Below are 25,165 nucleotides of genomic sequence, written 5' to 3'. Positions count from 1 at the left end.
GCAGCGTCCAGCACCTGAGCCTGCGCAACCAGATCACTCTGCTCGTGCAAGCCGGTGAACAGCAGATCCCGCTGCGGGATGTCGACACCGAAGCCGGCTGGGCCCGCCGCGGCCGTGTGCCCAGCCAGACGGGCCTGAAGGTCGTCCGCCCGCACGACCAGCCGGGCGGCCGCCGCGGCCGCCGCGAATTCCGGGTCTCCTACCGCTGGGAGTTCGCCCAGACCGACCCAGCCGAGGGAGATGTGCCGCCCCAGGCCACGCCCGCGGCCGCCGGTGATCCCGCCGAGTTCGCCCAGAACCTGATCGGGCAACTCGGCAAGCACGGCTACCGCGTCGCACCCGGCGCCGCCACCGCGGTCGACCACGACGCGCAGCTGATCACCATCGCCGAGCCGACCTGGCGCGGCGATCCGGAGTCCGCGGTGCGTGTGCTCATCCCCGCTCTGGCGCATGCCCTGGTCTGCGGGGCGACCCCCGCACTGGCGCTGGTCGGTGAGCGCCGTGCTGGTTGAACGCGTCCTGGGCTACAACGGCGACGGCCACGCCCTCGAGGTGCTGTTCCTCGACGGCGTCGAAGTCCGGCAGGTCACCTGCTACGAACTCGACCCCGACGACCGGATGCTTCGCCGCGGCCGGTCCGCGGAGTGGCTGCAACGCCAGCACGACCTCGCGGACGCCGCGTCCCCTGCCGCGGCCGAGCTGATCCGCCGGTGGGCCGACCAGACCGCCGAGCACGGCGCCGTCGACGACCTCGACGACGAGGACGACCCCGACGACCTCGGCGACGAGGCCGACGGCGAGCCGGGTGACGACGTCCTCGACGGCGAAGTCATCGCCGTGAATCACGACCCCTTCCCGTTCGGCCAACTCCCGCCCGGCCAGCAGTAGCCGAGGCGACCCGGCCGCGCCCGCCCAGCGGGGCGCTCGCACGGTGCGCCCGCGCCGCCCGGGGTCAAGCCGGCAACAGCACCCGGCTTGACCCCGTTGCCCGGCGCCGGCTCGACCCGAGCGCGCCCCGCCGAACGGGGCCGGCGCCACCCGGTGATCACGAAATTCCAGGGCCGCCCAGAGCCCGGACACCGGCACCGCGCCGCGTGCTCTTTCCCTTGTCCAGGAAGGCTTTCTTTCGCATGTCTGCATGGATCGTGTCCAGCGGCCACATCGACGTCCTCGTGCACGCCCTGGCCCAGTACGAGGTCGTCGCCCCCGACCTCGGCGCCGAAGGATTCCGCGCGCTGGGCCAGAAGCTGTGGCAGGAGAACCACACGTCGGTCAACTACCGCTACAGCGAACTCACCGAAGCCCCGCGCTACCAGCTGCGCACCACCGAGGCCACCCTCGACCCGATCGTGGTGCTCAAGGCGATGGCCTGCTTCGACTACCAGTCCTGCGAGCACCCCGGCTGGCCCGATAGCGAGGCCCACAAGCTCATGGAGGCGCTGCACACCGCGGTCCTCGCCCGGCACCCGGAGCTCGGCGAGCGGGTGAACGGGCACTTCGGCGAGACCTACCGCTACCGCACTCTTCCTGCCTGGGAGAGCGCGCCCTGGGGCATCGACGTGCTCGAAGACGCCATCCCCGTGCCGGCCTGACCGGCCCGCGGGCCGCCGCGCTACCGGCGGCCCGCACCACGGCAACCACCTCACCGCGCCGGCGTCCGGCGGATCCGCGCCGCGCCGCCGCACGCCGGTTCGCGGCCACCGCCATCGCCGCGCGGTGCCGACGAACGGATCACCCATGGCCGTCCTGAATCCCGACCTGTCCGTCGACACGAGCGACGCCCCGGAAACACCGCCCACCACCGGCCTGATCGGTGTCGGGTACCTGACCAGCAGCGTCCACCAGCTGCGCGACCGGCTCGGCCCGTCCCAGCTCGGGCACGCCCCGGACGGCGTGACCGAGACCTGGGTCCTGCACACCCCGGCCGGGACCGCCCACCTGTGGGCCAGCACCAGCCCCACCGACCCGGCCGACGAAGACGACGTCGCACGCAGGTGGCTGATCCTGACCACCACCGACGGAATCCAGCCCTGGAGCTACGGCGTCCTGCCCTGGGTCCACAAGGCCGTCCACGGCTCGACCGAGGCGTTCCCCACCGCCGCTCTCCCGCACTTCACCGAAGCCACCCTGTTCGCCTTCGGCCACGCCTACCTCGACTACCTCTACCTGCGGATGGACGCCGAAACCGGCCGCCGCGACCAGCTGGACAGGATGGCACCGGACTTCCGCACACACCTGCGCCGGCCCCGGCAGCTCAACACGATGCTGCTCCAGCTCGCCGACGTCCTGCACGACTACGAATGGGCACACGCCAGCCGGGCCGAACGCGCGGAGTGGGCGTGCATGCAGCGCCCCACGCCCAGCGAAGGACTGCGGTACTGGAAGACCCGCAGCCGCTGGCTGTACCCGTCGGGCTCGGGACCGCACGACGGCGACCCCGATCTGCCGGGGAGGCTGCGCGCCCTGGCCGACACCGCGCGAGAGAACAGGGCCTCGCTGCTGGAGATCGCCCCCGAGACCGACCTCGTCCTGCACGACGAGAACGAGCAGACGCTGCGCGCCCTGGCCGACATCCCCATCCCGGGCCTGGACCTCCTCCAGTTCCCCCACGCCTGATCCACCTGATCGGCACCCGAACCCCAGCAACAACAAGGGAGTTCGGCGCTGCCGACCCGCCCGGTGGGGCGCTCGCACGGTGCGCCGGCGCCGGGCCGGGGTCAAGCCGGGAACAGCACCCGGCTTGACCCCTTTCCCCGGCGCCGGCGCCACCCGAGCGCGCCCCACCGAACGGGGCGGCACCACCCGGTGACCAGGGCCAAGCAGATCCCCACGCGGGACCGGCCCGGCGCATCCGCGCCAGCACGTCGCGCCGCGGGATCGCCCGCGCGCCCGAAACCGAGCACGAAAGGGGGCTTCGCCGTGGCCAAGCTGACCTACGAGCAGGAACGCCTGCACGCCCAGGCGTGCCAGCTGATCGACCTCGATCGCGACCTCACCGAAGAGGAGCGGGCGTTCGTCCTCGACCACTGGCGGGCGTCGTCCACCGCCCGCTCGGCGTCGGACCGGGCGCACTTCACCCCGGCCGGGCTGGCCCGGGACCTGTCCCTTCACGTCGGCGGGGACCGGATCATCGACCTGGCCGCCGGCATCGGCCGGCTCGCGTTCCACTGCCGCGACCTGTGGGCGCGCTGGCCGCACACCGGTCCGGAGCTCGTCTGCATCGAGCGCAACCCCGAGTACGTGCGCGTCGGCCGCCGCGTCATGCCCGAGGCCCGCTGGATCTGCGCGGACATCATGACCCTCCCGGCCCTGCGCGAGGACATCGGCGAGTTCGACTACGCGATCTCCAACCCGCCCTACGGCCCCATCCCGCGCGCGGTCGAGGCGACCAGCGGCTATCGCGGCCGCCGGTTCGAGTACCACGCCATCGCCCTGGCCGCGATGGTCGCCCGCCGCGGCGTGTTCCTCATCCCGCAGGTCGCCGCCCCGTTCCGGTACTCCGGCGTCCCGCGCTACGAGACCGACGCCGGCGATGCCGAGTACCGCAAGTTCGTCGCCGCGACGGGCATCGAGCTCGAGGCCAACTGCGGCATCGACACCACCCAGTACCAGCAGGACTGGCACGACGTCGACCCGCTGGTGGAGATCGTCCGCGCCGACTTCACCACGCGAGAACCGGCCGCCGGACCGACTGGCCGCCGCGACCACGACGTGCCACCGGCCGCCGTCGAGAACCCGGCCGGTCAGCTCGCCCTGCTGGCCCTGTAGCAGCGCCTCAGCCCCACGCCTTCCGCGCCGGCGGGACCGACCACCCCGCCCGCGCGGCCACCGATGACACCGAGCGAAAGGCACCCCCGTGGGCTACACCACCGACTTCTACGGCGAAGTCACCATCGACCCGCCGCTGAACCCGCAGGAAATCGCCTACCTGCAACGGTTCTCCGACTCCCGGCGGATGCACCGGAGCCAAGGCCCCTACTACGCCAACCCCGGCAACGACTGGGGCCAGAGCGGCACCGGAATCCTCAACTACAACGAGCCCCCGCAGCAGCAGCCCGGCCTGTGGTGCCACTGGGTGCCCACCGAGGACGGCTCGGCGATCTGCTGGGACGGCGCCGAGAAGTTCTACGACTCGGCCGAATGGATGGCCTACCTCATCACCACGTTCCTCCAGCCCGGCGCCACCGTGCAGCAGGAACTGCGCGCACTGGCCGCCGGCGGTACCGGCGTGCCCGCGCTGCGGCAGCCCGAACACGGATGGGTCTACCCGCCGGAGTTCGCGGCCTTCACGTTCGACCACATCGTCAACGGCGCAATCGACGCCAGCGGTGAAGCACCCGATGACATCTGGCGGCTGGTGGTCCGCGACAACGTGGTGTCGGTGCAGTCCGGACAGATCACCTTCGCCGACGAGACCGTGCTCGGCGACGACACCTCCGCGCCGATCCGGGTTACGGCGACCCGCATGGACCAGCCCGGCGACGAACGCCTCGCCGTCACTGCCGGGACCCCGGCGCTGCCCGCGGCCACCTCGCGCTGACGGCCCACGACCCCACCACACCTCGCGCGGGCGGGACCGACCATCCCGCCCGCGCGGCGCCACTGAAACCGAGCACAAAGGAGCAGTACCCAGCCATGTCGCACTTCAGCGTGACCGTCGCGGTGTCCGGCGAGGACGTCGACGCCGCCCGCGAGAACATCAACACCCTGCTCGCCCCGTTCGACGAGAACCTGGAGGTCGCGCAGCGCACCGAGGACGGCGAGACCTGGTGGTACAACCCGAACGCCAAGTGGGACTGGTACCAGATCGGTGGCCGCTGGTCCGATGAGCTCCAGCTGCGGACCGACGCCGCCGACGGCGACTACGCCCGCGGCGAGCGCTCCTGGACCAACGAGAACAAGCTGGCCACGCCCGGCCGGTGCGACCTCGCGCGGATCAGGGCGCTGGACCTGGAGGGGATGCGCGAGGCCGCGGCCACCAAGGCCGTCGACGACTGGAACGAGTACGCCTCCGTCGTGCACGGCACCCCGCAGCACCTGCCGTGGCAGATGTTCGTCGACCGCGTGAAGAACGCCGAGAAGGACGCGCCCCGGCCCAAGCAGGAGCTGGAGAAGGAGGCCCTGGACGCGGTGCTGGCCGACCTCGGCCTGGCCGACATCGACGCGGCCGACGCGCTCAAGACCTCCGACCCGGACGCGCACACCCACTTCCTCGCCCGCTCCCGCAAGGAGCTGGAGGCCGTCGACGCCGCCTGGGCGGCCAGCACCTACACCATCCAGCAGGCCCGCACCGACTACGCCGCCCAGCCGCGCATCGCCGCGCTGCGCGCCCACGCGGGCTACAAGCAGTTCCTGTGGGACGGGCCGGAGGACACCTTCGACCACCTCGACCGCGACGAGTACGTCGCACTCGAGCGAGCCCAGGCCATCCCCGGCTACGCCACCCTCACCCACCAGGGCCAGTGGATCGAGAAGGGCCGGATGGGCTGGTTCGGGCTGTCCGACAAGACCCACGACTCGACCAACGCCTACCTGGAGCAGGCCAACACCTACCTCGACGGCCTGTCCGGCGAGCTGTGGCTGGCGATCGTCGACTGCCACATCTGATCTGGCCCGCCCGGTCGGCGCCGCCCCGAACCCCGGCGGCGCCGGCCGGGCCTTCTTTCCCCGCGCGGACCGGGCCGACCACCCGAGCCCGCGCGGCCACCCCGCCACACCGAGCAAGGAGAACCCGTGTCCACCCGATCCCTCATCGGCGTCCTGGACGCCGACGGCCGCACCTACCGCGCCCGCTACTGCCACAGCGACGGCTACCCGACCCACCAGCTGCCCGCTCTCGGCGAGGCCCTGCACGAGCACCACGACGGCGACCTGGACCGGCTCGCCGCGAAGATCCTGGAGCACGACTGGTCCTTCATCGCCGCGAGCGAGGCCACCGCGGAGGCGGCCGACGCCGCCACCCGCAGCAAGTACCGCCCCGACCACGTGCAGCCGACCGCGGGCGTCGGCTACCACTACACCGACCACCAGGACCCCGAGCCCAGCACCGGCACCCTCGACGAGGAGGACGCCGGCGGCGGGATCGAGTGGCTATACCTCGTGGCCGGCGACCAGGTCCGCGCCTACTACCCCGTCAACGGCCGCTGGGAGCACTTCGGCGACTTCAGCGCCATCGACCTCAAGGGCCTCGACCAGGCAGACCTGAGCGCTCGTGAGGAAGCCGCTTATGCCCGGCGCTACTGATCCGGAGCAGCGCGACGACCGCCGCTACACGGTGTTCGTGCGCTTCCCCGACCTGCCGCGTGCGCTGCGCGCCACCGCCGACGGCGGCACCACCAACCGCAAGGTCCACGCCGCGATCCTCACCCGCACCGAAGCCGAGCGCGTCGTCGAGCTGTCCCGCCCCTACCTCGACGAGCACCACCCCGGCACCCGGATCTGGATAGCGCCCTTCTGACCTGCGCACCGTTCCCGGTTCCGCCTCGCCCGCGGCGCGGGCCGCCCGGCCAGACCCCACGCCGGCGCGGCCTGCGCCGCACCTGGGCCGACATCCACCTCACGCACGAAGGGAGCTGACGCTCCATGCCCACGCTCGTCGCGTCCCGCCCTGCCACGCCTGCGGCCCCCGACCGGATCACACCCGCCGCTGCGGCCACCGGCACCTGGACGGTGATCCTCGACCCGCCCCACCGCGAGCAGGACAACGAGGGACGCATCGCCCTCGCCGAAGGCGACCGCGAGGCGGGATTCCTGCTGTTCATCGACTGCGCCGACGACAGCGTGTGGATCGACACCATCCGCGTCGTCCCGGGCCTGCGCGGCAACGGGCTCGGCACCCGGCTGCTCACCCTGGCGCTCGACCTGCATCCCGGCCGCACCATCGGCCTCGCCGCGCCCACCGCGGCCCTTGCCGCCTGGTACGGCCGCTTCGGGTTCGTCCCCGCCGGACCGGACGGCGTGCTGCGCCGGACCGCGCCCCGATGAGCCGGCCAAGGACCGGCATGCCCCCGGCCCACGATCCGCTCGCAGACCACCCGCTGCTGGAAGCGATGCTGCCCGTCGCGGTGCTGACCGCGCTGGAGGAGATTAGCCACCTCACCACCACCGAACGGCAGCGTCTGGCCGCCGAGGCCGCCACCACCATCGGCTCCCACGGCGACGACCTGATGTTCGGCGGCAAGCACACCGCCGCGGCGTTCGCCGCCCTGGCCCGCGCCCTGGCCGTGCTGGCCCACCAGCCCGGCGGGGTCACGTTCGCCGGCCTGCACTGGTGCGTCGGCTCCCGCCATCACGGCACCCGCGAGCAGGCGCCCTGCGCCGCCGAACTCGCCCGCGAGGCCAGCCAGCCCACCAGTTGACCTGGCGGCGGGGCGCCCCGCCCGGCCGGAAGCCGGCGGGGCCAGGCGGGCCGCCTCGCCGCCCGCATTCCCGGCACCTCACCCGTTTCACGACCAGGGAGGACGTCATGCCCGCACCCTCATCCACGCCGCCGGCAACCTCGCCGCGCACGGACACGACCCACCGCTACCTGCGGCTGCGCCGCGACGGCCTGCCCGCCGCGCACGCCTACCGCTGCGCCACCACCTCCGCGACCCGATCCCTGCCCTACCGCGGCGGCCCCGGCGAGGCGATCACCCTGCTGCTCGACGACCGGCCCGAGCTGGCTGGCTTCACCGCCACCGCGGTCGCCGAGTACCACGAGGACCCCGACCTGTTCGGGCTGGGCGAGTTCAGCGACACCCGTGGCGAGGACACCATCCCCGTCTACCTCTCCGCCGAGAACCGCTACGAGTACTTCCGCCCCAGCTACACCCTCGCCCAGCGCCGCGCCGACCTCACCCGCCGCGGCTACGCCCGCGGCCCGGCCCACGAGCTCGCACTACGCCAAGCCCGCGAGGACGCCCGCGCGGCCCGGCGGCTGGAAGCCCGCTACGTCCGGGTCGAGGTCCGCAAAGCCGGGGTCCTGCTCGGCGACGCCGGCACCCCCACCGTCTTCAGCCCCGACGAGGACCCCGACGCCGCGATGGCCGAGGTCATCGACGAGTACGCGCTGCTCGACGAGGCGATCGCGCAGGCCCGCGCCGCACTGCCGCCCCTGCTCGCCGCCCTCGCCGCCTGACCAGCCCCACCGGCGCGATCAGGCCACGCCCCCACCGTCGAACCACGTGGAGATTCACCATGCCCAGCACCAGCAACGCCCCCGTCATCCCCGCCCGCGAAGTCGTGCTCGCCGGCGACACCCCGGTGACCGTGACCGCCACCGTCGTCAGCGTCGAACGCCGGGCCGAGCCCGGCATCTTCGGCCCCATGGTCGGGCTCGACGCCCAGCTCGCCGTCGTCCTGCCCGGCCGCACCGAGCCGAACACCTACTTCCTGTCGCGGCTGATCGGCGAGCAGTGCTGGATGCAGGACGCCGTCTTCGGCGCCAACGGATACCCCGGCTTCAGCCACGGCTTCGGATCCCGCTGCGTGCAGAAGCAGGGCATCGTCGCCGAGCTCGAAGCGCTGCTCGACGAGGCCGCCCGCACCCGCGGCCTGGTCGCCGAGATCGGCCCCGACATCCCGCTGACCCTGGCCACCCCCGCCGAACCCGGCGACCACGCCTGACGCAGCCCGGTCAGGCCCGCGGCACCACGGGACTGACCACCCCCGCCGCGGGCCTCCGCTGCCCACCTGCGAAACCGAGCGGAGAAGCCCGATGAACAGCGACAACCCCGATCGGCACGTGCCGGCACGAGATCCCGGCACCCCGATCTACGACCAGCTCGCCGACGCCTACGCCACCCCAGCGCCGCCCGCCGACGCGGGTGCCGCCACCACCGCCGCGGTGCCCGAACCCCGCGGCGCCGACGACCTCGCCACCGCCGCCGTGGTCCTCGCCCTGTTCGGACGGCTCAAGCGGCTCGAGCGCGGCGACGGCAGCTGGGAAGGCGGCGACACCGTCCAGGCGCTGGACGCGTGGTTCGCCGAATTCGGCATCAACATCGACGCCGACGAGGTGACCGCCGCCCAGGCGCTGCGCGTTCCCGCCTGGCTGGCCCGCGCGCTCACCACGCCGTCGCTGGACGAGTCCAGCCTCGTCATCCACGTGCGCACCGGCCACCACCAGCCGCTGGAGCCCACCCGCGCCTACCTGGCCGCGCTGGTCTGGGGCCTGGGCGAGGAGACCTCGGCCTCGGTGTTCGACCTCGCCGGCGACCAGATCGCCCACATCGTCCACCCCGCCACCGAGGCATAACCACCAGCTCGCACGCCCCGCCCTCCGGCCCGCCGGCGCACCCCGCGCCGGCGGGCCGCGTCGTGCTGCCCGAAGGAGCCCCGCCATGCCCGTCACCACCATCGCCGACCCCCGGCTGGACATCGACCCGGCCCAGGTCGCCGCCGCGATCGGCGTCACCGCCGACACCGGCTACCAGTTCACTGACGCCTACGGCGTCACCTACACCGGCACCCCGGCCCACCTGGCGCTGTCCGCGCTGGCCCGCCGGGACCTCACCGGCGAGATCTACCCCGACCAGCCCGCCGTCGCCCCCGGCATCCGCGCCACCGCGCTCACCCTCATCGACTGGATCACCAGCCCGTACGTCGACCCCGAGCACGCGGCGGAGTTCGCCGCGCTGCCGGCGATGCGCGTGGTCGAGCTGGTGGTCTACCTGTGCCTGCACGGCGACGCCGGCGCGCTGGCCAAGGTCGGCCCCGAGTCGCTGCGCTACTACACCAGCCACCTGCTGCACGACCCGGTGCCCAGCGCCGAGTACCCGATGCCGCGGCTGATCGACCAGCCCTGCCGGTCCCTGGACGGCACCGACGCGCGCCCGCGGACCCGGCTCCAGGTCACCGCCACCGCCCGCGACGGCGCCGACGACGTCGCCGTGCCGATGGAGATCCAGGCCAGCGAGGACATCTACTGGGAACTCACCGTGGCGATCCCGGTGTCCGTCGACGAGCTCAACGAGCTGCTGATGGACCCGGACTACTTCGCTGGCGAGTACCTGGCCGACAACCGCGAGCTGATCGAGGACTACCTCGACTACCGCGACAGCCAGACCGAGCACGGCCTGGACGTCACCGGCCGACTCGCGCACCCCCGCGACCTCGCCCTGGCCGAATGCCTCGGCGCGGACCCGCAGCCTCCGGCCGCGCCCGTCGAGATCGAGCTGTTCTTCGCCGGCCCCAACCGTGACGCCGCGCTGGCGACCGCCCCGTTCGGCAGCCGCGGCCTCGCCGAGCTGTCCGCGGATCCCGGAGACCAGATCTTCGCCGTCGCCGTCGCGGTCTCCGCCGACGCCGCCCGGCCCGTGACCTGACCGCAGACCGCCCCCCTTTCCGCCGCCCCTGGCGCCCGCATCCCGCGCGGGAGCCAGGGGCGGCGGCTTTTCCCTTTCCTGCAACCGAAGGAGCCCTCGTGCCCACCCTCGCCGTGCTCGTCGCCACCGCCCGCACCCAGAAACAGCGTGGCAACGACTTCCTCGCCTGCTCGCCCGACGAGCTGGTCGACATCACCTCCTCCTGCGACCGCGACCGCGGCAGGCCCGACGGCGGCTGCGGCTGCTGCCGCTCCTTCACCGGCCTGGATTCCCGCAAGGCCACCACCACCGCCGAGGTAGTCGAACGGCAGATGACCTTCGCCGACTACGTCGCGGCCCACCAGGCCAGCCTGATCCGCGCCGGGCTGCCCGACACCGACGAGGTGCGCGGCTGGGCCGAAGAGGCCGCCCGCGACATGGCCCGCATCGCCGCGGCCTTCCCCGTCGGCACCGTCGTCGAGCGCCGCGGCGACCAAATCCTGGAACGAGTGCAGGTCGCGGCGAGGTCGGCGCGCTGAACTGCCGCCCCGGATCCCGGCGGGGCGCTCGCACGGTGCGCCGGCACCGGGCCGGGGTCAAGCCGGGAAAAGCGCCCGGCTTGACCCCTTTCCCCGGCGACGGCGCCACCCGAGCGCGCCCCACCGAGACCGGGGCGGCACCACCTTCTTGTCCACAAGGGACCAACGGAGTCCGGGTGGACGGCAGAAACCGAGTGGAGGCAACACAAGCCATGTCCTACGCCAGCACCCTCATCGCCGGGCCGGCCAACCTGCTCGCCCCCGTCGAACCGTCCCGCCGCAGCGCCTGGGCCCAGCTGGGCACCGACGTGACCGGCACCGGCAGCGCCCAGCAGGCGCTGGTCACCGCGGGCCTGGCCGGCTGGAGGATCCGCAAGGTCCCGATGTCGGGCTCCGACATCTCCCGCGACGGCGTCACCACGATCGACAACCCCGAGAAGGTGATGCTCGTCTACACCGACCCGGCCACCGGTGCCACCCGCTACCTGTCCACCGTCGGCACGAAGTACGGCGTGCACCAGAACGAGGCCGGCGCCGCGGTGCTGGACACCCTCGTCGCCGAGTCCGGCGCCCGCGGCACCGGCTACGCCGGCCAGCTCGAGGGCGGCCGCAAAACCTTCGTCACCATCGAGCTGCCGACCACGATGTACGTCGACGGCCACGACGCCATCCAGCTGCACCTGGTGGTGTTCAACAGCCACGACGGCGAGACGGCGTTCCGAGTGATGATCGTGCCGTTCCGGCCCTTCTGCGCCAACCAGCTGCCCGTCGCCATCGCCAACCACGTCTCCTGCGTGTCGATCCGGCACACCAGCAAGTCCGAGATCAACACCGAGGAGATCCGCTCCAAGCTCGGCCTGCTCTACGACTACGGCACCGCCTTCGAATCCGAGGCGAAGAAGCTGATCCGCACCGAGATGACCAACCGCGAGTTCGACGACCTGATCCGCGAGGTGTGGCCGGTCAAGGCCAACGCCTCGGCGCGGACGCTGAACAACGCCCGCCGGCGCAACGACCTGCTCACCGGCCTGTGGACCTCGGCCGAGACCCAGGCCCACATCCGCGGCACCCGGTGGGCGGCGTTCCAGGCCGTCACCGAGTACCTGGACCACTTCGCCCCGGCCAAGAACATCGAGGTCCGCGCGAACCGGGTCCTGGTCAGCGAAGACGTGGCCAAGCGCAAGCAGGCCGCCTACGACCTGCTCGCCGCCTGAGCTGAGGGAGGCCGGTGGGCTGCGCCCCGCGAGGGGCGCGTGCCCGGACCAGGGGCACCCACCGGCCAGGCGGGCCCGGCGTCGCCACCGATACCGAGCGGATACCCGACGCCAGGGCCCGACCGCAGCAGCGTAGCGACCCACCCGCGACCACGTCGCCTCCGCAGACCGCGCTGGCCGGGACGCCCCAGCCACGTCCCGGCCAGCGCACTCCCGCCACCGCCCCGAAGGAGCCGCCATGCCCGATCCCGCCGACGCCAAGACCACGCTCGACGTCCTGCTCAGCGCGTCAACCGCCCGCGAGGACACGGTGATCCGCGGCGTCGCCCTCCGCGCCGGCCTGCTGCGCCTGCACGGGTGCGGCTGGTACAACCCCGGCAGCGCCGAACGGTGCGAGAACTGCCGCACCCGCGTGCTGCCCGACACCGAACCCGAGACCATCCCGGCGCTGGGCATGGTCGCGGTCCGCGACTACCTCACCGAGGCCCACGGCGACGCCGACGGCCCCGCCCAGTTCGTCGCCGCCTGCCGGGCCGGAATCTGCGGCGGCCTCGCCTTCAACGTCGCCGACGACGTCCTCGCCGGCGCCCAGCACTACGGCTACGGCCGCGCCTGGCCGGTGATCGCCGCGGAGATCATCGCCGGCGTCGAGGCCCGCGCCCAGGCCGACGGCTCCCCGCGGGTCGCCCCCGCCGCAGCGTCCTGACCAGAGCTTCCCCGCAGCGCCACCGCCCCGGGCTGACCACCCCCGCCGCAGCGTCCTGACCAGAGCTTCCCCGCAGCGCCACCGCCCCGGGCTGACCACCCCCGCCGCAGCGTCCTGACCAGAGCTTCCCCGCAGCGCCACCGCCCCGGGCTGACCACCCCCGCCGCAGCGTCCTGACCAGAGCTTCCCCGCAGCGCCACCGCCCCGGGCTGACCACCCGCGCCGCGGTCCCACCCCGAGCGACGAGGAGCATCCGCATGTCCACCACGCCCGAAGCGCCCACCGCGCCGGTCGGAACCCACGTTCACGTGCTGCACCGGTTCGGCCGCGACAGCGAGATCAGCCTGTACCACAGCTACCCCGCCGCGCTGGCCGCGCTCGCCACGGCCGTCCGCGCCGACTGGTCCAGCATCACCTACCGCGACGACGTCCCCGCCAGCCCCGACGGGCTCAGCGACGCCGAGGCCGTCCTCGCCTACTTCGGCGGCAACGGCGGCAGCGGAGGCCCCGACGCGCCCACCTTCGGAATGTCGCTCGACGCCGGATTCGTGATCAGCGAAGACGTCGTCGCCGGCCCCGAACCCGCAGCGGTCTCGCTGCGGCTGGGCACCCTGCGCGTCCTGGACGGCGACCCCGCCGACCCCGACGTCCCCGAGCTCACCTACTGCCTGGACGCCGACGGGCTCACCGTCGCGGTGTTCCCCGGCCCCGACGGCCACCCGACCGTGCTGATCACCCCGGAAGCGCACATGTCCGGGCTGCCGGTCACCGTCCGCCTCGAGGACCCCTTCCAGCCCGGCGGATTCGAGCAGACCCACCGGGTGTCCTGACCCCGATCCCCGCACGCCCCGCGACCACGGCGGCCGCCCCGACAACGACCGGGGGCGGCCGCCGCGGTCGCTTCGCCGCGCCCATCACCAGCCCGCAACCCGTTCTCGCGCAAGGGAGAAACCTCATGTCCGGCAACGACCTCGTCTTGTTCGACGGCGGACTCACCGTGCCCGCCCCGTTGTCGCTGCGCCTGCGGCGCTGCCCGTTCAACAGCGTCCACAGCGTGATCGTCGACGGCCCGCCCGGCGCGGTCGAGCTGCAAATCCGGCCGGCCCTGGTGGCCACGCTCGGCGGCGGCATGTCGGTCGAGTACCACTCCCGCCAGCCCATGCCCGGCGCGGACAGCGCCCTGCCCGGCTGCGAGGTGCTGGACGGGCAGCCCTGCTACCCCGACGGCGGAACCCTGGGCACCCAGAGCGAGTTCGAGCGCTGGTTCCTCGCCCGCGACGGGCAGGCCATCGTCGACGAACTCGTCCGCCGCCACCAGGGCCGGGCCTGGACCCTCGACGGCGACGAGGACACCGACCTCCCGCTGGTGCTCGACGCCGAACCCGGCCCCGCGCAGCTGACCAGCGAGCCGCTGACCGCCGGGGAGGTGCCGCCGTGGGCCTGATCCCCGACCGGCACCGCAACCGCCTCCTGCTGGTGCAGGTCGGCCTGGCCGGCAACGTCTCCGCCGCGGCCACCCAGCTCGACGGCGCGATGCGGGGCACCACCTGGACCGTCATCAGCGACACCCCGCTGGCGGAATTCCTGGCCCGCCCGAACCACGACGTCCCCGACCCCACCCCGCTGATCCGCCTGGACCTCACCGGCGACGACTTCTACTTCGCCCACCTCGCCGGCGGCCCGACCTGGGACACCAACCTGCGCCCCGGCCAAGTCCGGCCGCGGCTGGGCGAGCCCCGCCGCCACGCCGGCGAGCAGTGGACGGCGATGCCCGGCTGGGGCCTGGCCCCCGACGTCTACGCCGCGCTCGCCCCCAGCGCCGGCGTCGTCGTCGAGAACGCCGCCGACCACCTCACCCGCGCCTGACCGGGCGCCTCCCCCCGCCGCACCCCGCTGCGGCGACCGCGGCGGGCGCGGACCGACAACCCGCGCCCGCCGCCCACCTCACGACACCGAGCGGAAGGAGCCACCGTGCGCTGCCGGACACCCGCGCTCGCGACCACCGCGAGCCCGGCGCCGGAGGTGAACCTGCACGACTACGACCTGGTCCTGCTCAACACCTCCGCGGGCAAAGACTCCCAAGCCATGATCACGCACGTGGTCGAGCTGGCCGACGCCCAGCGCTACCCGCGCCACCACTTCCTGGCCGTGCACGCGAACCTCGGCGACCGTGTCGAGTGGCCCGGCACCCGCGAGCTCGCCGAGCGGCAGGCCGAGCACTACAGCATCCGGTTCGAGGAGGTCCGCCGCGAACGCGGCGACCTGCTCGAGCAGATCGAGGCCCGCCGCAAGTTCCCGTCCTCGACCGCGCGCTACTGCACCAGCGACCAGAAGACATCCCAGGTGGTCAAGCTGATGACCCGGGAAGCGGCCGCCTTCCGCGGCCGCGGCCACGACCGCCCGATCCGGATCCTCAACTGCCTCGGGCTGCGCGCCGAGGAGTCACCGGCGCGCGCGAAGAAGTCCCCGCTCGGCCCCGATCCCGCCAGCAACGGCCGCCGGGACGTGACGCGATGGCTGCCGATCTTCGACTGGACCGAGGTCGACGTCTGGCAAACCATCGGCCGATCCGGGGTGCCGTACCACCCGGCCTACGCGGCCGGGATGCCGCGCCTGTCGTGCGTGTTCTGCGTGCTGGCCGGCCGCAAGGAACTCGTCCTCGCCGCCAGGCTCAACCCCCGGCTGGCGCAGAACTACGTGCGGCTGGAAGCCCGCATCGGCCACACCTTCAAGCCCGGTCTCAGCATGGCCGAGATCGTCGCCGAGGCCAGGGCCACCGCGTAGTCGGCCCCTCGTCGGCCAGCCGCCGCCGGGCGGCACCGGCTGCTGCCGCAATCCCCAGTTCCCGCCGCACCCCGTTGCGGCGACCGCGGCGCGCGCGGACTGACCACCCGCGCCCGCCGCCCACCTCGCGAAACCGAGCGGAAGGACCCTGCCCGTGATCACCCTCCAACCCGAGGGCGCGCTGCAACGGCGCCAGTACCTCGCCCGCCAGACTGTCGACGTCGCCCAGGAGCACCTGTACGACGCGCTGCTGCACGACGTGGCGCGCATCGTGCGCGACGCCCTGCCCACGGCCACCTACCTCGTGCTCGAGGTCAACGACCAGCACCACTACGACCAGCCGCCCTACCGGGTGGGCCTGCGGCGGATCACCAGCCGGGATAACCCCGCGCTGTGGGCCCGGGACCAGCAGCCCAGCGCCGCGCCGGTCCAGCACTGCCAGCCGCCGTATCGGGTGACCCTGTCGCCGGCCGCCGGCCCGGAATCGCCCGACCCGCAGGCTCCGGAGCAGCAACCCGGCGCCGCGCTGGCCGAGTACCGCACGGGCGACGACGCCCCGTGGCCCAAGGTCGTCGAGCACATCGAACAGCTGCTCACCATGGCGATCGGCACCGAGCGTGCCGGGATGTGGTGGGAGCCGTGGACCGAGGACGGCAACACCGTCTTCTGGTGCAAGCTGCCCACCGCCGCCGACGTCGCCGACGTCCAGGCCCGGAAACCACGGCACCTGGACGCCTACCTCACCGAGGACGACCCGCGTCCGTGGGCGCCGATGTGGTTCTCCAGCCAGACCACGCGCCCGATGCTGGCCGTCGCGGGCGTGGCCATCACCGCCAGCGTCGCCGACGACGACGTGCTCACCGTCGAGATCGACCCGGCGAAGACGGACCCGAAGATGATGCGGCCCGCCGGTCCCGGCACCGTGATTCGCGTCCGGCTCGCCGACACCGCCGTGCCCGCACCGGCCGCTGCGACCGTCGGCCCGGACGCTGAGGACGGCGACGAGGGCGAGGACGAGGTCTGCGCCACCGAAGGCTGCGACGGCCGCCTCGACGACGGCGAAGGTTGGGACGGACGCTGCGGTAACTGCGCCGACCGCATCTACGCCGCCGAACAGGGCGAGCGCGACGGCGACACCGGTCCGGGCACCGAGCTGGTCCTCGCGAGCTCCGCGGATCCGGCCGCCCCCGCGCCGCAGCGAATCGCCCGACCGGCGCCCACCCCGGACGTCCCGGTCACGCTGACGAGCCAGCTGAAGAACCTGCTGCCGTGGTACGAGGGCGACGGCGAGATGCGTTACGGCGACATCGTCGAAGACGGGCGCCACGACAACGGCCGCCGCGCCGGGTTCGCCGCGCTGGCCGTGCTGGCCTTCGCCTACCGCGTCGGCGCGATCAACGACCGCAACGACGAGGACCCGGCCACCGTGATCGGCGACCTGCTCGCCGATCTGCGGCACCTGGCCGACTCGCTGGAACTGGACTTCGACGAGCTCGACCGCCGCGGGCTCGGCCACTACGTGCCCGAGCTGTACGGCGAGTTCTGAGCCGAGGGGCCTGGCGGGGAGTTCCCCGCGCGCAGCTCCGCCGCTGGTGGACCGCTACGACCCTGCACGACCAGCCACGTGAGGGCAAGCCAAAAGCGGGCTTGCCCCCACGCGCCCGGCCGCGCGTACGGGCCGCGCTCCACCACCGGCGGAGCAGCACCCACGACGCGAGGAGATGTGTCCAATGTGGAATGAGATTCTTGGTGCCCTGACCATCCTGGCCATGGTCGTTCTCTGCGCGAACGCCTCCCGCCTGGTCGAGGCCGTGTGCGACCGCATCCGCTACGGCATCCAGACCCCGGTCGACGATGTGGAGGAGACCGCCGAGGACGAGCCCGAGACCGCCGTCCGGCCGGCCGCGGCCACGAAGACTCCGGCCAAGCCCACCGCCGCGACCGGCAAGACCACCGCGGCCACCAAGCCGGCCACCAGGCCGGCGGCGAAGACCACGACCGCGGCCGCGGCATGACCGTGCCGATCCGCCGCGTCCCGGACCCGGCCACCCCGCAGGCGGTGTTTCTGCGCCGCGCCTTCGAATTCCACGACGCCGCGGGCGCGGCGATGCGCCGCGCCCGCCTCCTGCGGGTCGCCTACTGGGTGTCCGGCCCGTTCCCCGGCGCCACCGAACTGATCGTCACCATGGGCGAGGTCGACGGCGAGCTCGCCCTCACCGCGGTCAAGGACACCGAGGGCCACCGGTGGACCGACGACGGCGGCGTGTCCACCTGCCCCGACGACTACCGCACCACCGACGGAGCCACCCTCGACCAGCTGGTCGAGGACATCGAGTCGGAGCTGGACGCCCTGGTCGGCGACAACGACCCACGCCGGTTCTGGGAACAGCTCACGGACAACGTCTACCGGGTCACGCTGCCCGCGCCCGGCGACCTCGGCCGGCTCACCAGTGGTGCCGCCGAGGCCGCCGCCCGATGCAGCGACGTCCTGAGCCACATCGAGGTGCTGGGACGGCTGCGCGACCACCTCGACCGGATACGCACCCGCCACTCGGCCCGCCGCCGCGACCGCGCGGCCGGGGCCGCCACGGTCATCGACGAGATCTCCGCCGCCGTGGCCGAACTGGAGCACGCGGCGATCACCGAACAGCACCGGCTCCGGCTGGAAGTCGTGGTCGACCGCGACCCCGACGCCGGGACCGAGGTCGCCGCCTTCCTCGACGGCGTCCCGCACCCCGCCGAGGTCACCGTCGTCGACCCCGGCGCCGGGCACCGGCTTGCCGACTGGCGCGAGACCGGCCGCGGCCTGGCCGACAAGGCCAGCCCGAACGCCGCCGCGCGGATCCGCGGCTGCTTCGCCGCCTACGAGGACAACGAGTTCATCACCGGCTGAGCCACCGCAGCTGAGCACTGCCGGTGCCGCGGCCGGCCACGCCCCGCCCTGCCGGACGGGAGCGCGGCGTGGCCGCCGCGGCACACCCAGGTCCGGGACCGACCACCCCGGGCCGCCACGCAACACCGAGCGGAAGGAGCCCAGGTGGGCTACGAGATGCACGTCCCCAGCGCCCCCGACTTCGAGACCACGACCCGCATCGAGCGCGGGTTCGCCCACGGCACCACCAGCCTGTGCCAGGCGATGGCCGAGCTGGACATGGCCCACCCGAGCCCGGTCCCGGACTTCCCCGCCAGCGACCACCTCGACCGGCACGACTTCGACGGCGAGCAGCCGGTCACCGACCGCGCCCGCGCCTACATGCAGGCCCTGACCCAGGTCCAGGCCGACCACGGCACACACGGCGCCGCCCGGCTGCCCGGCATCCCCTGGCACAAGCTGGCCAGCGGCGACGGCTGGCACGTCACCGGCGACGAGTGCGCCGAGGCCCTGGCCGCCTACGAGATCGCCCTCGCCGCCGGCGCGGACCACCCCGCCGCCTTCGCCGACGACGTCATCCCGTTCCTGCGCACCGCCGCCCGCTACGGCGGCTTCCGCGTGCACTAACCCGCCCCCCGGCAGCGCGCCCGCCGCTGCCCGACCCCTCGAGAGGAGGTGCGCCATGCCTGCACCCGAGCAGCTGGTCTACGACCCGCTCGACGTGTTCGTCGACGTGTTCTCCGACCCCGTCCTCGCCGCCGACATCGCCTTCGCCCTGGCCTGCCGCGAAGTCAACGTGCTGGTCGGGTTGCTGGAGTCCCACGGCAGACCCGACGCCGCCGCACGGTGGCTGACCCACCACCTGGCCGACTGCGACGACCCGCCCCGCCACCAGCACTAACCCGCCCAGGCTCCAGACCCGACCCGAAGGCCCGGACACCTCCCCGCACCAGGAGGCGTCCGGGCCTTCGCCCTTTTACCTGCCCCGCGCCCGCCGGCGGACCGACCACCCGCCGCTGCGCCCCCGACACCGAGTGAGGCCCTGTCATGATCGAGTTCGTCGAGTTCCTGATCAAAACCGTCATCAAGCTGGCGTTCGCCGCCGTGCTCGCCCTGCTGATCATCGGCGTAGTCGCCCTGTTCGGCCGCCACATCGGCTGGTGGTCCGCCTACATCATCTCCATCGCCGCCGTGTACTTCGGTGTGGTGATCTTCGGCGACGACGAGGACTGGATCGACTGAACGCCGCCTTCGCCGCCGCTCTCCCGGCAGGCGGGCCGGCACACGGTACGTGGCCGGGTCGACGGCCTCCAGCACACCCCGCTGGACCCCGCCGACCCGGCCACGTGCACCCACCTCCGCCCCGCGCACCGCGGGACAGCGACATCGGAGGTGGCTCGTGATGGAGAAGATCTACCGGCGGGTGCTGATCACCGGCTCCCAGCTGTGGACCGACACCACCGTCATCCGCGACGCGCTCGCCCAGGTCTGGCACCCGGACACGATCCTGATGTCCGGGGCCTGCCCGCGCGGCGCCGACCTGCTGTGCGAGGACTGCTGGACCCACTGGGGCGGCCGCGTCGACCGCTACCCCGCGCAGTGGGTGCAGGACGGCACCTTCCGCCGCGACGCCGGATTCCGCCGCAACGAGGAGATGGTGCAGGCCGCCGTCGACCTCGGCGCCGAGCGCTGCCTCGCGTTCATCCTGGACGGCTCCTCCGGCGCGACCCACACCGCGGGCCTCGCCCGGCGAGCCGGGATCTGGACCACCGTCCACCGCGCCACCACCGTGCCGACCGTGGCCGGGATGCCGGTGAGGCAGGGGTGACGGAGGGAGTGCGGCACCGTCCCCGCCGTCTCGGTGGGGCGCCGCACTCTGCCCCGGCCACGCCCCGGGGTCAAGCCGCGGAACAGCACCGCGGCTTGACCCCGAACCGCGCCCGGCGCGATCCGAGTGCGCCCCACCGAGACGGCGGGGACCGCGCTGGAGCGCGACCAGCTCCCGCGCGAGGTGAACAACCAAGCGAACGGAGTACGGGGATGGATTCCCTCGAGCTGAAGGCGCGCACCGTCACCGCCATCGAACTCGACTGCGGCTGCCTGTTCGACATGGAAGGGGACTACGAGGTCGGCCAGACGCTGACCTGCCCCGATCACCGCGCGTGGGCGCAGATCCTGGCCAGCGACGTCGTCGTGCCCGACGGGGTGATCACCGGCTAGAACAGCACGGTCTGCGCCGGATCGATGCGCAGCAACACCGCGCGGATGCGTTCCTCGTCCCAGCCGTGCTCGGCGACGACGTCGCGCAGCTGGCGGGACCGCTCCGCGCGCTCGGTCCGGTTCAAGCCACTCCACTTCCGGTGCCACCAGCGGCCGCCACCGCGGCCCTTGGCGGCCATGCGACGCAGGTTCTCCGCCTGGGTGCTGGGCCAGATGTGGCCCACGGTCAAGTCGGGGTCGGCCAGGCAACACAACGGGTTGTCACACACCACGTGCTCGATGACCTGCCCGTAGGCGACCGTGATCCCCAGCCGCAGCGCAACCGCGTACCGGTGCGGCTTCACCGTGATCTCCTGCCCGCCGCGGGTGATCGAGAACCGGCCGTAGCCGTCGTTGCCCACCGCACGGCTCCACAACGAGCACATCGGGCTCGGCGAGCCGTCCTCGTTCGGCGGCGGCACCACCACCTTGCGCCGGAACCGCGCGATCTCCTCGGCGTGCACCTGCGGATCGACCCACAGCACGGGCTGCGGCCGCCGCGGCCGCGGCGCAGCCGCGGCCTCATCCCGCGCGGCCGCCGTCATGCACCCCAGCGTAAGGGAGCCCACCGACAATTCCGGCGCCCCCGCGCCGCCATACAGGTGGCCTGAACTGCGGTTTTGCCAAATTTTGGCCAGTTTTTGGCCACGTTTCCGCCAGCTTCCACCACGGCCCGGCCCCGGGTGCGCGGCCCGTCCCGGGCCCGGCCCCGGCCGGGCCTTCTGCATTCCAGGAGGGGCCATGTCCACCATCCAGGCCACCGCCGGCGCGCCCGCCGCGGTGTGGGTGCGGGTGTTCCACAACAACCACGCCCACGACAAGTTCCTGCGCGGCTACGAGTCCGGCCAGACGGTCACCGAGGTCTTCACCTACACCACCCGCCCGCAGGGCGACACCCACGACCACACCCTGGCTGACGAGGCGTTCGAGCTGTTCAACATCGGCGACGACCCGCAGTTCGGCACCCCGGACCCCCGGGCGCTGGACTACCGCGCCCGCCGCAACCGCTCCCTGTCGATCGGAGACGTCCTCGGCATCGACGGCCGCTTCTACTCCTGCGACGCCTCCGGCTGGCGCGAACTGCCCGAGGCACCGCCGGTCAAGCAGATCACCGCGCCCGGCACCACGCCCCTGTACTGACCCGATCCCCCGGCGGCGGGACCGACCATCCCGCCGCCGGCCCCCTGGAAACCGAGTAATCAAGGAGAACCGCATGTCCCAGGTGCTCACCCGCGACGACGTCTTCCTGAGCGAACCCCGCACGAGCTTTCACATCCCCGGCATCGTGCGCGCCGAGCTCACCCAGCTGACCGTCGCCGGGAAGCGCTACCAGGTGCAGACCGTCAAGAGCTGGCTGATCGGCGACCGCACCACCGTCTACCCCGCCACCGAGGCCCTGGTCGAGCAGGACACCGCCAACACCGAACTGGTCGTCTCCGCCCTGCTCGACGTCCTCAACTCCCAGCCCGCCGACCAGAACTGACCCGCGGGAGGCGGCGGCGCAGCCGCCGGCCTCCCGACCCCTGCCGCACCCGACCCACCAGGAGGTTCCCGTGCCGTCCGCCACCGACATCCGGCCCGCCGGGACGCACCGGCTCACCCCGCACGACGCCTGCCGCAGCTACGTCCTGCGCGACGAGGTCGAGACCAACGTCCCGCGCCGCGGCCACCTCGGCAGCCTGGGCGTCCACAACTGGGCCCGCGGACACCTGGTCGAGCTGTACATCGCCCTGGGCGGAACCCCGCTGTCGCTGCACTACCGCGAACTGCTCGCCCGCGGCCCGCACGAGGACGACACGGTGCCCGAGCACCTGCCGGTCGGCTGCGAGGTCACCGCCCGCCTGCGCACCGACGACGGCCAGGTAATCACCGTTGTCTCGCGCACCGAGTCCGCCCCCTACGGCCCGCGCGGCGACCACTGGCAGCTCACCGTCGACGGCGAGATCCCGGTCGACGACGACCCGCGACTGGACGGTGTCGGAACCCACCCGCCCTCGCTGCCCTTCCTGGGCGTGCTGGTGCGACTGCACCTCCGCCGGATCGCCGCTCCCGCCACCGCGCGGTGATCCCGCTCCACCCGAGACCCCTCCGTAGTGACCCCCGATCCCCGGCGGCGGGCCGACCACCCCGCCGCCGGCCTCCGGAAACCGAGTGATGAGGAGAACCGCATGTCCCAGGCGCTCACCCGCGACGACGTCGTCGTGAGCAAGCCGCACAAGAAAATCTGGGTTCCGTTCCTGCTGCGCGCACGCGCCACGATGGTGAGCGTCGCCGGCCGCGACTACAAGATCGTCACCCTCAAGGTGCCGTTCGGCGCCGCCGCGGCGGTCAGCGCCGGCGACACCGTCGTGGCGAAGACGGAGTCCGCCGACATCGAGCAGGCGATCGCCGCGCTGCTCGACGTGCTCAACGCCCAGCAGGACGTCGACGCCGCGCTCGACGCGCCGGACACCCAGGCCCGCAAGGAGAGCTGACCGCGTCGCGCGGACCGGCGACCACTACCCGTCGCCGGTCCGCGCGGCCGCATCCCCGAGCGTCCGCCCGCGCACCGACGCCACCTCACCTGAGAGCCCTGAACAGGGAAAACGCCGGGGTACTCTGGATCCAAGGGGAGATGACCATGACCGCACCACGACCCGCCGGCGCGGTTCGCCGGCGCACCACGAGGGGACGCACCTGGCGGCGCCGCCCGGCGCCGCGCCTGATGGGCGTCGCCCTGGCCGCCGCCCGCCAGGGCCTGTACGTGTTCCCGCTCTGGCCGCGCTCGAAGACGCCCTGCCTGCACGGCAAGCGCCGCTGCCAAGGCACCGGCGTGTGCGCCGACGGGCATCTGGGCTGGGAACAGCGCGCCACCACCGACCCAGACCTGATTCGCTACTGGTGGGGCGCCTCGCCGACCTGCAACGTCGGCATCGCCTGCGGCCCCTCCAACCTCTACGTGCTCGACCTCGACCCCGACCACGGCGAGGACCCGCCGCCGGAATGGGCCGGTGCCCGCCACGGCCGCGACGTCCTCGCCCGCCTGGCCGAGCAGGCCGGCCAGCCCTACCCCGGCGACACCTTCACCGGCCGCAGCCCCAGTCCGTCCCTGCACCTGTACTTCCGGGTCGGCCAGGACAGCACGCTGCGCAACACCGCCGGCCGGGCCGGGTGGCGCATCGACAGCCGCGGCCGCGGCGGGTTCATCGTCGCGCCCGGCTCGGTCCGCCGCGACGGCGTCTACACCGTCGCGCGCCACGCACCGATCGCGCCGCTGCCCGGCTGGCTGGTGCCGCTGTTCACCCCGCCGCCGCGACCGCTGCCCGAGCCGGTCGAGTTCGGCGACGTCCGCCCACTGTCCGACACCCGCCGCCAGCGTTACCTCGACAAGGTCGCCGACACCGTCGCCCACGCCGCCCCGCACACCGCCCACGACACCCTCGTGCGCGCCGCCTACACCCTGGGCCGCCTGGTCGGCGGCGGCGAGTTCACCGACGACGAGGCCCGCGCCGCCCTGCACATCGCCGCGCAGCAACGCCGCATCCCCACCGGCGAAGCCGACGACGCGATCAGCGACGGCCTGGAAGCCGGCGCGCTCTACCCGCGGCGGCTGGCCGACCGCGCGGCCTGACCTCCGCGCGCCCGCCCCGGCACGAGCACATCCCCGCCCAGCAAATCCGTTCAGCAAGCCCGGCCCACAAGCAAAAACAGAGGAACGGAGGAGGCGGAGGGGCCAGCGGATTCGGACCGGGGGCTGTCGATCTGCTCTAAGCGAATCAGGCCGCGGCAGGGTCCGCGCCGATGAACCCGGCCCAAAAAGCACGGGCCGGAACCCCCGCCGCCCCCTTCGGGGCCCTGCCACGGCCTGATCTCCGCTCCGCAGATCGACAGCCCCCTCGGGCCGAACCCGCCAACGGGTGAGGCAGAAAGCCGAGACCGGGCTGTCGGTGACCTGATCACCGATCTGCAAGGGAGTGCTCGCCATGGCTGGAGAGACCGTCATCACCATCGTCGGCAACCTGACCGCCGACCCGGAACTGCGCTTCACCACCTCCGGCGCGGCCGTCGCCGGCTTCACCGTCGCCTCGACCCCGCGCTTCTTCGACCGGCAGTCCGGCGAGTGGAAGGACGGCGACGCGCTGTTCATGCGGTGCAACATCTGGCGCCAGTACGCCGAGAACGTCGCCGAGTCGCTGACCCGCGGCGCCCGCGTCGTCGTGACCGGGCGCCTCAAGCAGCGCTCCTTCGAGACCAAGGAGGGCGAGAAGCGCACCGTCGTGGAGCTGGAGGTCGACGAGATCGGCCCGTCGCTGCGCTACGCCACGGCGAAGGTCAGCAAGGTCTCCCGCAGCCAGGGCAACGGCGGCGGCAACGGCACGCCGGCCGACGACCCGTGGAGCTCGGCCCCGGCCGCCGGCGAGAACGGCTTCGGCGAGCAGCCGCCGTTCTGACCGACCGCCCCGGCGTGCGCCCGCCCCGAACTGGTGGGCGCACGCCGGGCGCCCACCGGCTGTCCAACCTCGTGC

At 73.3% G+C, this 25,165-nt stretch carries 37 protein-coding genes; 36 read left to right on the top strand and 1 reads right to left on the bottom strand.

Annotation, left to right across the window (positions count from 1 at the left end):
• The 30 genes from AB5J73_RS48690 to AB5J73_RS48545 form a co-directional block, all read left to right on the top strand.
• Positions 1-512 (top strand): hypothetical protein (locus AB5J73_RS48690; RefSeq protein ID WP_370973973.1); only part of this gene is annotated, 512 nt, incomplete at its 5' end.
• A complete protein-coding gene (locus AB5J73_RS48685; RefSeq protein ID WP_370973971.1) occupies positions 502-888 on the top strand; it encodes a hypothetical protein in 387 nt (128 codons plus the stop codon). The genes AB5J73_RS48690 and AB5J73_RS48685, both read left to right, overlap by 11 nt.
• 242 nt (positions 889-1,130) lie before the next feature.
• Complete coding sequence (locus AB5J73_RS48680) at positions 1,131-1,592, top strand: hypothetical protein (protein ID WP_370973969.1); 462 nt, start codon at positions 1,131-1,133, stop codon at positions 1,590-1,592.
• Between the two features lie 145 nt (positions 1,593-1,737).
• On the top strand, positions 1,738-2,616 hold the full coding sequence (locus AB5J73_RS48675; protein ID WP_370973967.1) for a hypothetical protein: 879 nt from the start codon (positions 1,738-1,740) through the stop codon (positions 2,614-2,616).
• A 303-nt stretch (positions 2,617-2,919) separates the two neighbouring features.
• Entirely contained in the window at positions 2,920-3,768 is an 849-nt protein-coding gene (locus AB5J73_RS48670) for a hypothetical protein (RefSeq protein WP_370973965.1), read from the top strand.
• A gap of 88 nt (positions 3,769-3,856) precedes the next feature.
• Positions 3,857-4,540: a hypothetical protein gene (locus AB5J73_RS48665; RefSeq protein WP_370973963.1), complete on the top strand. Its 684-nt coding sequence runs from the start codon at positions 3,857-3,859 to the stop codon at positions 4,538-4,540.
• A gap of 95 nt (positions 4,541-4,635) precedes the next feature.
• Positions 4,636-5,607: a hypothetical protein gene (locus tag AB5J73_RS48660; RefSeq protein WP_370973961.1), complete on the top strand. Its 972-nt coding sequence runs from the start codon at positions 4,636-4,638 to the stop codon at positions 5,605-5,607.
• 126 nt (positions 5,608-5,733) lie between these two features.
• Positions 5,734-6,243 carry a hypothetical protein gene (locus AB5J73_RS48655; protein ID WP_370973959.1) on the top strand — a complete coding sequence of 170 codons (510 nt, stop codon included), beginning with the start codon at positions 5,734-5,736 and terminating at the stop codon, positions 6,241-6,243.
• Complete coding sequence (locus AB5J73_RS48650) at positions 6,227-6,457, top strand: hypothetical protein (protein ID WP_370973957.1); 231 nt, start codon at positions 6,227-6,229, stop codon at positions 6,455-6,457. The genes AB5J73_RS48655 and AB5J73_RS48650 overlap by 17 nt, the downstream gene beginning before the upstream one ends.
• 125 nt (positions 6,458-6,582) lie before the next feature.
• Positions 6,583-6,984, top strand: a complete 402-nt coding sequence (locus tag AB5J73_RS48645) for a GNAT family N-acetyltransferase (protein WP_370973955.1) — start codon at positions 6,583-6,585, stop codon at positions 6,982-6,984.
• Positions 6,985-7,001: 17 nt separating this feature from the next.
• A complete protein-coding gene (locus AB5J73_RS48640) occupies positions 7,002-7,358 on the top strand; it encodes a hypothetical protein (protein ID WP_370973953.1) in 357 nt (118 codons plus the stop codon).
• A 107-nt stretch (positions 7,359-7,465) separates the two neighbouring features.
• Complete coding sequence (locus tag AB5J73_RS48635) at positions 7,466-8,119, top strand: hypothetical protein (RefSeq protein WP_370973951.1); 654 nt, start codon at positions 7,466-7,468, stop codon at positions 8,117-8,119.
• Positions 8,120-8,178: 59 nt separating this feature from the next.
• Positions 8,179-8,607, top strand: coding sequence for a hypothetical protein (locus tag AB5J73_RS48630; RefSeq protein WP_370973950.1), 429 nt, complete (start codon positions 8,179-8,181; stop codon positions 8,605-8,607).
• 91 nt (positions 8,608-8,698) lie between these two features.
• Positions 8,699-9,238: a hypothetical protein gene (locus tag AB5J73_RS48625; protein WP_370973948.1), complete on the top strand. Its 540-nt coding sequence runs from the start codon at positions 8,699-8,701 to the stop codon at positions 9,236-9,238.
• A gap of 85 nt (positions 9,239-9,323) precedes the next feature.
• Positions 9,324-10,307: a hypothetical protein gene (locus AB5J73_RS48620; protein WP_370973946.1), complete on the top strand. Its 984-nt coding sequence runs from the start codon at positions 9,324-9,326 to the stop codon at positions 10,305-10,307.
• A 98-nt stretch (positions 10,308-10,405) separates the two neighbouring features.
• The gene (locus AB5J73_RS48615) at positions 10,406-10,825 is read left to right on the top strand and encodes a hypothetical protein (protein WP_370973944.1); all 420 of its coding nucleotides are present in this window, start codon (positions 10,406-10,408) and stop codon (positions 10,823-10,825) included.
• A gap of 212 nt (positions 10,826-11,037) precedes the next feature.
• Positions 11,038-12,039 carry a DUF932 domain-containing protein gene (locus AB5J73_RS48610; RefSeq protein WP_370973942.1) on the top strand — a complete coding sequence of 334 codons (1,002 nt, stop codon included), beginning with the start codon at positions 11,038-11,040 and terminating at the stop codon, positions 12,037-12,039.
• Between the two features lie 238 nt (positions 12,040-12,277).
• Positions 12,278-12,745, top strand: coding sequence for a hypothetical protein (locus AB5J73_RS48605; RefSeq protein WP_370973941.1), 468 nt, complete (start codon positions 12,278-12,280; stop codon positions 12,743-12,745).
• Positions 12,746-13,002: 257 nt separating this feature from the next.
• Positions 13,003-13,575: a hypothetical protein gene (locus AB5J73_RS48600; RefSeq protein ID WP_370973939.1), complete on the top strand. Its 573-nt coding sequence runs from the start codon at positions 13,003-13,005 to the stop codon at positions 13,573-13,575.
• Positions 13,576-13,700: 125 nt separating this feature from the next.
• Positions 13,701-14,189 carry a hypothetical protein gene (locus tag AB5J73_RS48595; protein ID WP_370973937.1) on the top strand — a complete coding sequence of 163 codons (489 nt, stop codon included), beginning with the start codon at positions 13,701-13,703 and terminating at the stop codon, positions 14,187-14,189.
• Positions 14,180-14,611 (top strand): hypothetical protein, encoded by a 432-nt coding sequence (locus AB5J73_RS48590; RefSeq protein WP_370973935.1) that lies wholly within the window; start codon positions 14,180-14,182, stop codon positions 14,609-14,611. Before AB5J73_RS48595 ends, AB5J73_RS48590 begins: the two co-directional genes overlap by 10 nt.
• A gap of 105 nt (positions 14,612-14,716) precedes the next feature.
• Positions 14,717-15,529, top strand: a complete 813-nt coding sequence (locus AB5J73_RS48585) for a phosphoadenosine phosphosulfate reductase family protein (protein WP_370973933.1) — start codon at positions 14,717-14,719, stop codon at positions 15,527-15,529.
• A gap of 154 nt (positions 15,530-15,683) precedes the next feature.
• Positions 15,684-17,075, top strand: a complete 1,392-nt coding sequence (locus AB5J73_RS48580; RefSeq protein WP_370973932.1) for a hypothetical protein — start codon at positions 15,684-15,686, stop codon at positions 17,073-17,075.
• A 223-nt stretch (positions 17,076-17,298) separates the two neighbouring features.
• Entirely contained in the window at positions 17,299-17,544 is a 246-nt protein-coding gene (locus AB5J73_RS48575) for a hypothetical protein (RefSeq protein WP_370973930.1), read from the top strand.
• Positions 17,541-18,422 (top strand): hypothetical protein, encoded by an 882-nt coding sequence (locus tag AB5J73_RS48570; protein WP_370973928.1) that lies wholly within the window; start codon positions 17,541-17,543, stop codon positions 18,420-18,422. The genes AB5J73_RS48575 and AB5J73_RS48570 overlap by 4 nt, the downstream gene beginning before the upstream one ends.
• A gap of 144 nt (positions 18,423-18,566) precedes the next feature.
• On the top strand, positions 18,567-19,028 hold the full coding sequence (locus AB5J73_RS48565) for a hypothetical protein (RefSeq protein WP_370973926.1): 462 nt from the start codon (positions 18,567-18,569) through the stop codon (positions 19,026-19,028).
• Between the two features lie 55 nt (positions 19,029-19,083).
• Entirely contained in the window at positions 19,084-19,302 is a 219-nt protein-coding gene (locus AB5J73_RS48560; protein WP_370973924.1) for a hypothetical protein, read from the top strand.
• Between the two features lie 146 nt (positions 19,303-19,448).
• Positions 19,449-19,643 (top strand): hypothetical protein, encoded by a 195-nt coding sequence (locus AB5J73_RS48555; RefSeq protein WP_370973922.1) that lies wholly within the window; start codon positions 19,449-19,451, stop codon positions 19,641-19,643.
• A gap of 160 nt (positions 19,644-19,803) precedes the next feature.
• Complete coding sequence (locus tag AB5J73_RS48550) at positions 19,804-20,229, top strand: SLOG family protein (protein ID WP_370973921.1); 426 nt, start codon at positions 19,804-19,806, stop codon at positions 20,227-20,229.
• Positions 20,230-20,441: 212 nt separating this feature from the next.
• The gene (locus tag AB5J73_RS48545) at positions 20,442-20,621 is read left to right on the top strand and encodes a hypothetical protein (RefSeq protein WP_370973919.1); all 180 of its coding nucleotides are present in this window, start codon (positions 20,442-20,444) and stop codon (positions 20,619-20,621) included.
• Here AB5J73_RS48545 and AB5J73_RS48540 read toward each other — a convergent pair.
• Positions 20,618-21,205: a hypothetical protein gene (locus AB5J73_RS48540; protein WP_370973917.1), complete on the bottom strand. Its 588-nt coding sequence runs from the start codon at positions 21,203-21,205 to the stop codon at positions 20,618-20,620. The two genes, AB5J73_RS48545 and AB5J73_RS48540, sit on opposite strands and share 4 nt — an antisense overlap.
• 196 nt (positions 21,206-21,401) lie before the next feature.
• Here AB5J73_RS48540 and AB5J73_RS48535 point away from each other — a divergent pair, with 196 nt between their 5' ends.
• The 6 genes from AB5J73_RS48535 (at position 21,402) to AB5J73_RS48510 (ending at position 25,090) form a co-directional block, all read left to right on the top strand.
• Complete coding sequence (locus tag AB5J73_RS48535) at positions 21,402-21,800, top strand: hypothetical protein (RefSeq protein WP_370973915.1); 399 nt, start codon at positions 21,402-21,404, stop codon at positions 21,798-21,800.
• A gap of 73 nt (positions 21,801-21,873) precedes the next feature.
• On the top strand, positions 21,874-22,143 hold the full coding sequence (locus AB5J73_RS48530) for a hypothetical protein (protein ID WP_370973913.1): 270 nt from the start codon (positions 21,874-21,876) through the stop codon (positions 22,141-22,143).
• A gap of 70 nt (positions 22,144-22,213) precedes the next feature.
• Entirely contained in the window at positions 22,214-22,726 is a 513-nt protein-coding gene (locus tag AB5J73_RS48525) for a hypothetical protein (protein ID WP_370973911.1), read from the top strand.
• Between the two features lie 102 nt (positions 22,727-22,828).
• Positions 22,829-23,134, top strand: coding sequence for a hypothetical protein (locus AB5J73_RS48520; protein WP_370973909.1), 306 nt, complete (start codon positions 22,829-22,831; stop codon positions 23,132-23,134).
• A gap of 146 nt (positions 23,135-23,280) precedes the next feature.
• Positions 23,281-24,270, top strand: a complete 990-nt coding sequence (locus AB5J73_RS48515) for a bifunctional DNA primase/polymerase (protein ID WP_370973907.1) — start codon at positions 23,281-23,283, stop codon at positions 24,268-24,270.
• Between the two features lie 352 nt (positions 24,271-24,622).
• On the top strand, positions 24,623-25,090 hold the full coding sequence (locus tag AB5J73_RS48510; RefSeq protein ID WP_370973905.1) for a single-stranded DNA-binding protein: 468 nt from the start codon (positions 24,623-24,625) through the stop codon (positions 25,088-25,090).
• Positions 25,091-25,165: the final 75 nt, after the last annotated feature.

It is taken from the genome of Amycolatopsis sp. cg9, from assembly GCF_041346945.1.
GTDB lineage: Bacteria > Actinomycetota > Actinomycetes > Mycobacteriales > Pseudonocardiaceae > Amycolatopsis.
Note: the sequence above shows the minus strand (reverse complement) of the source record. Positions and strands in the feature narration are given on the sequence as shown.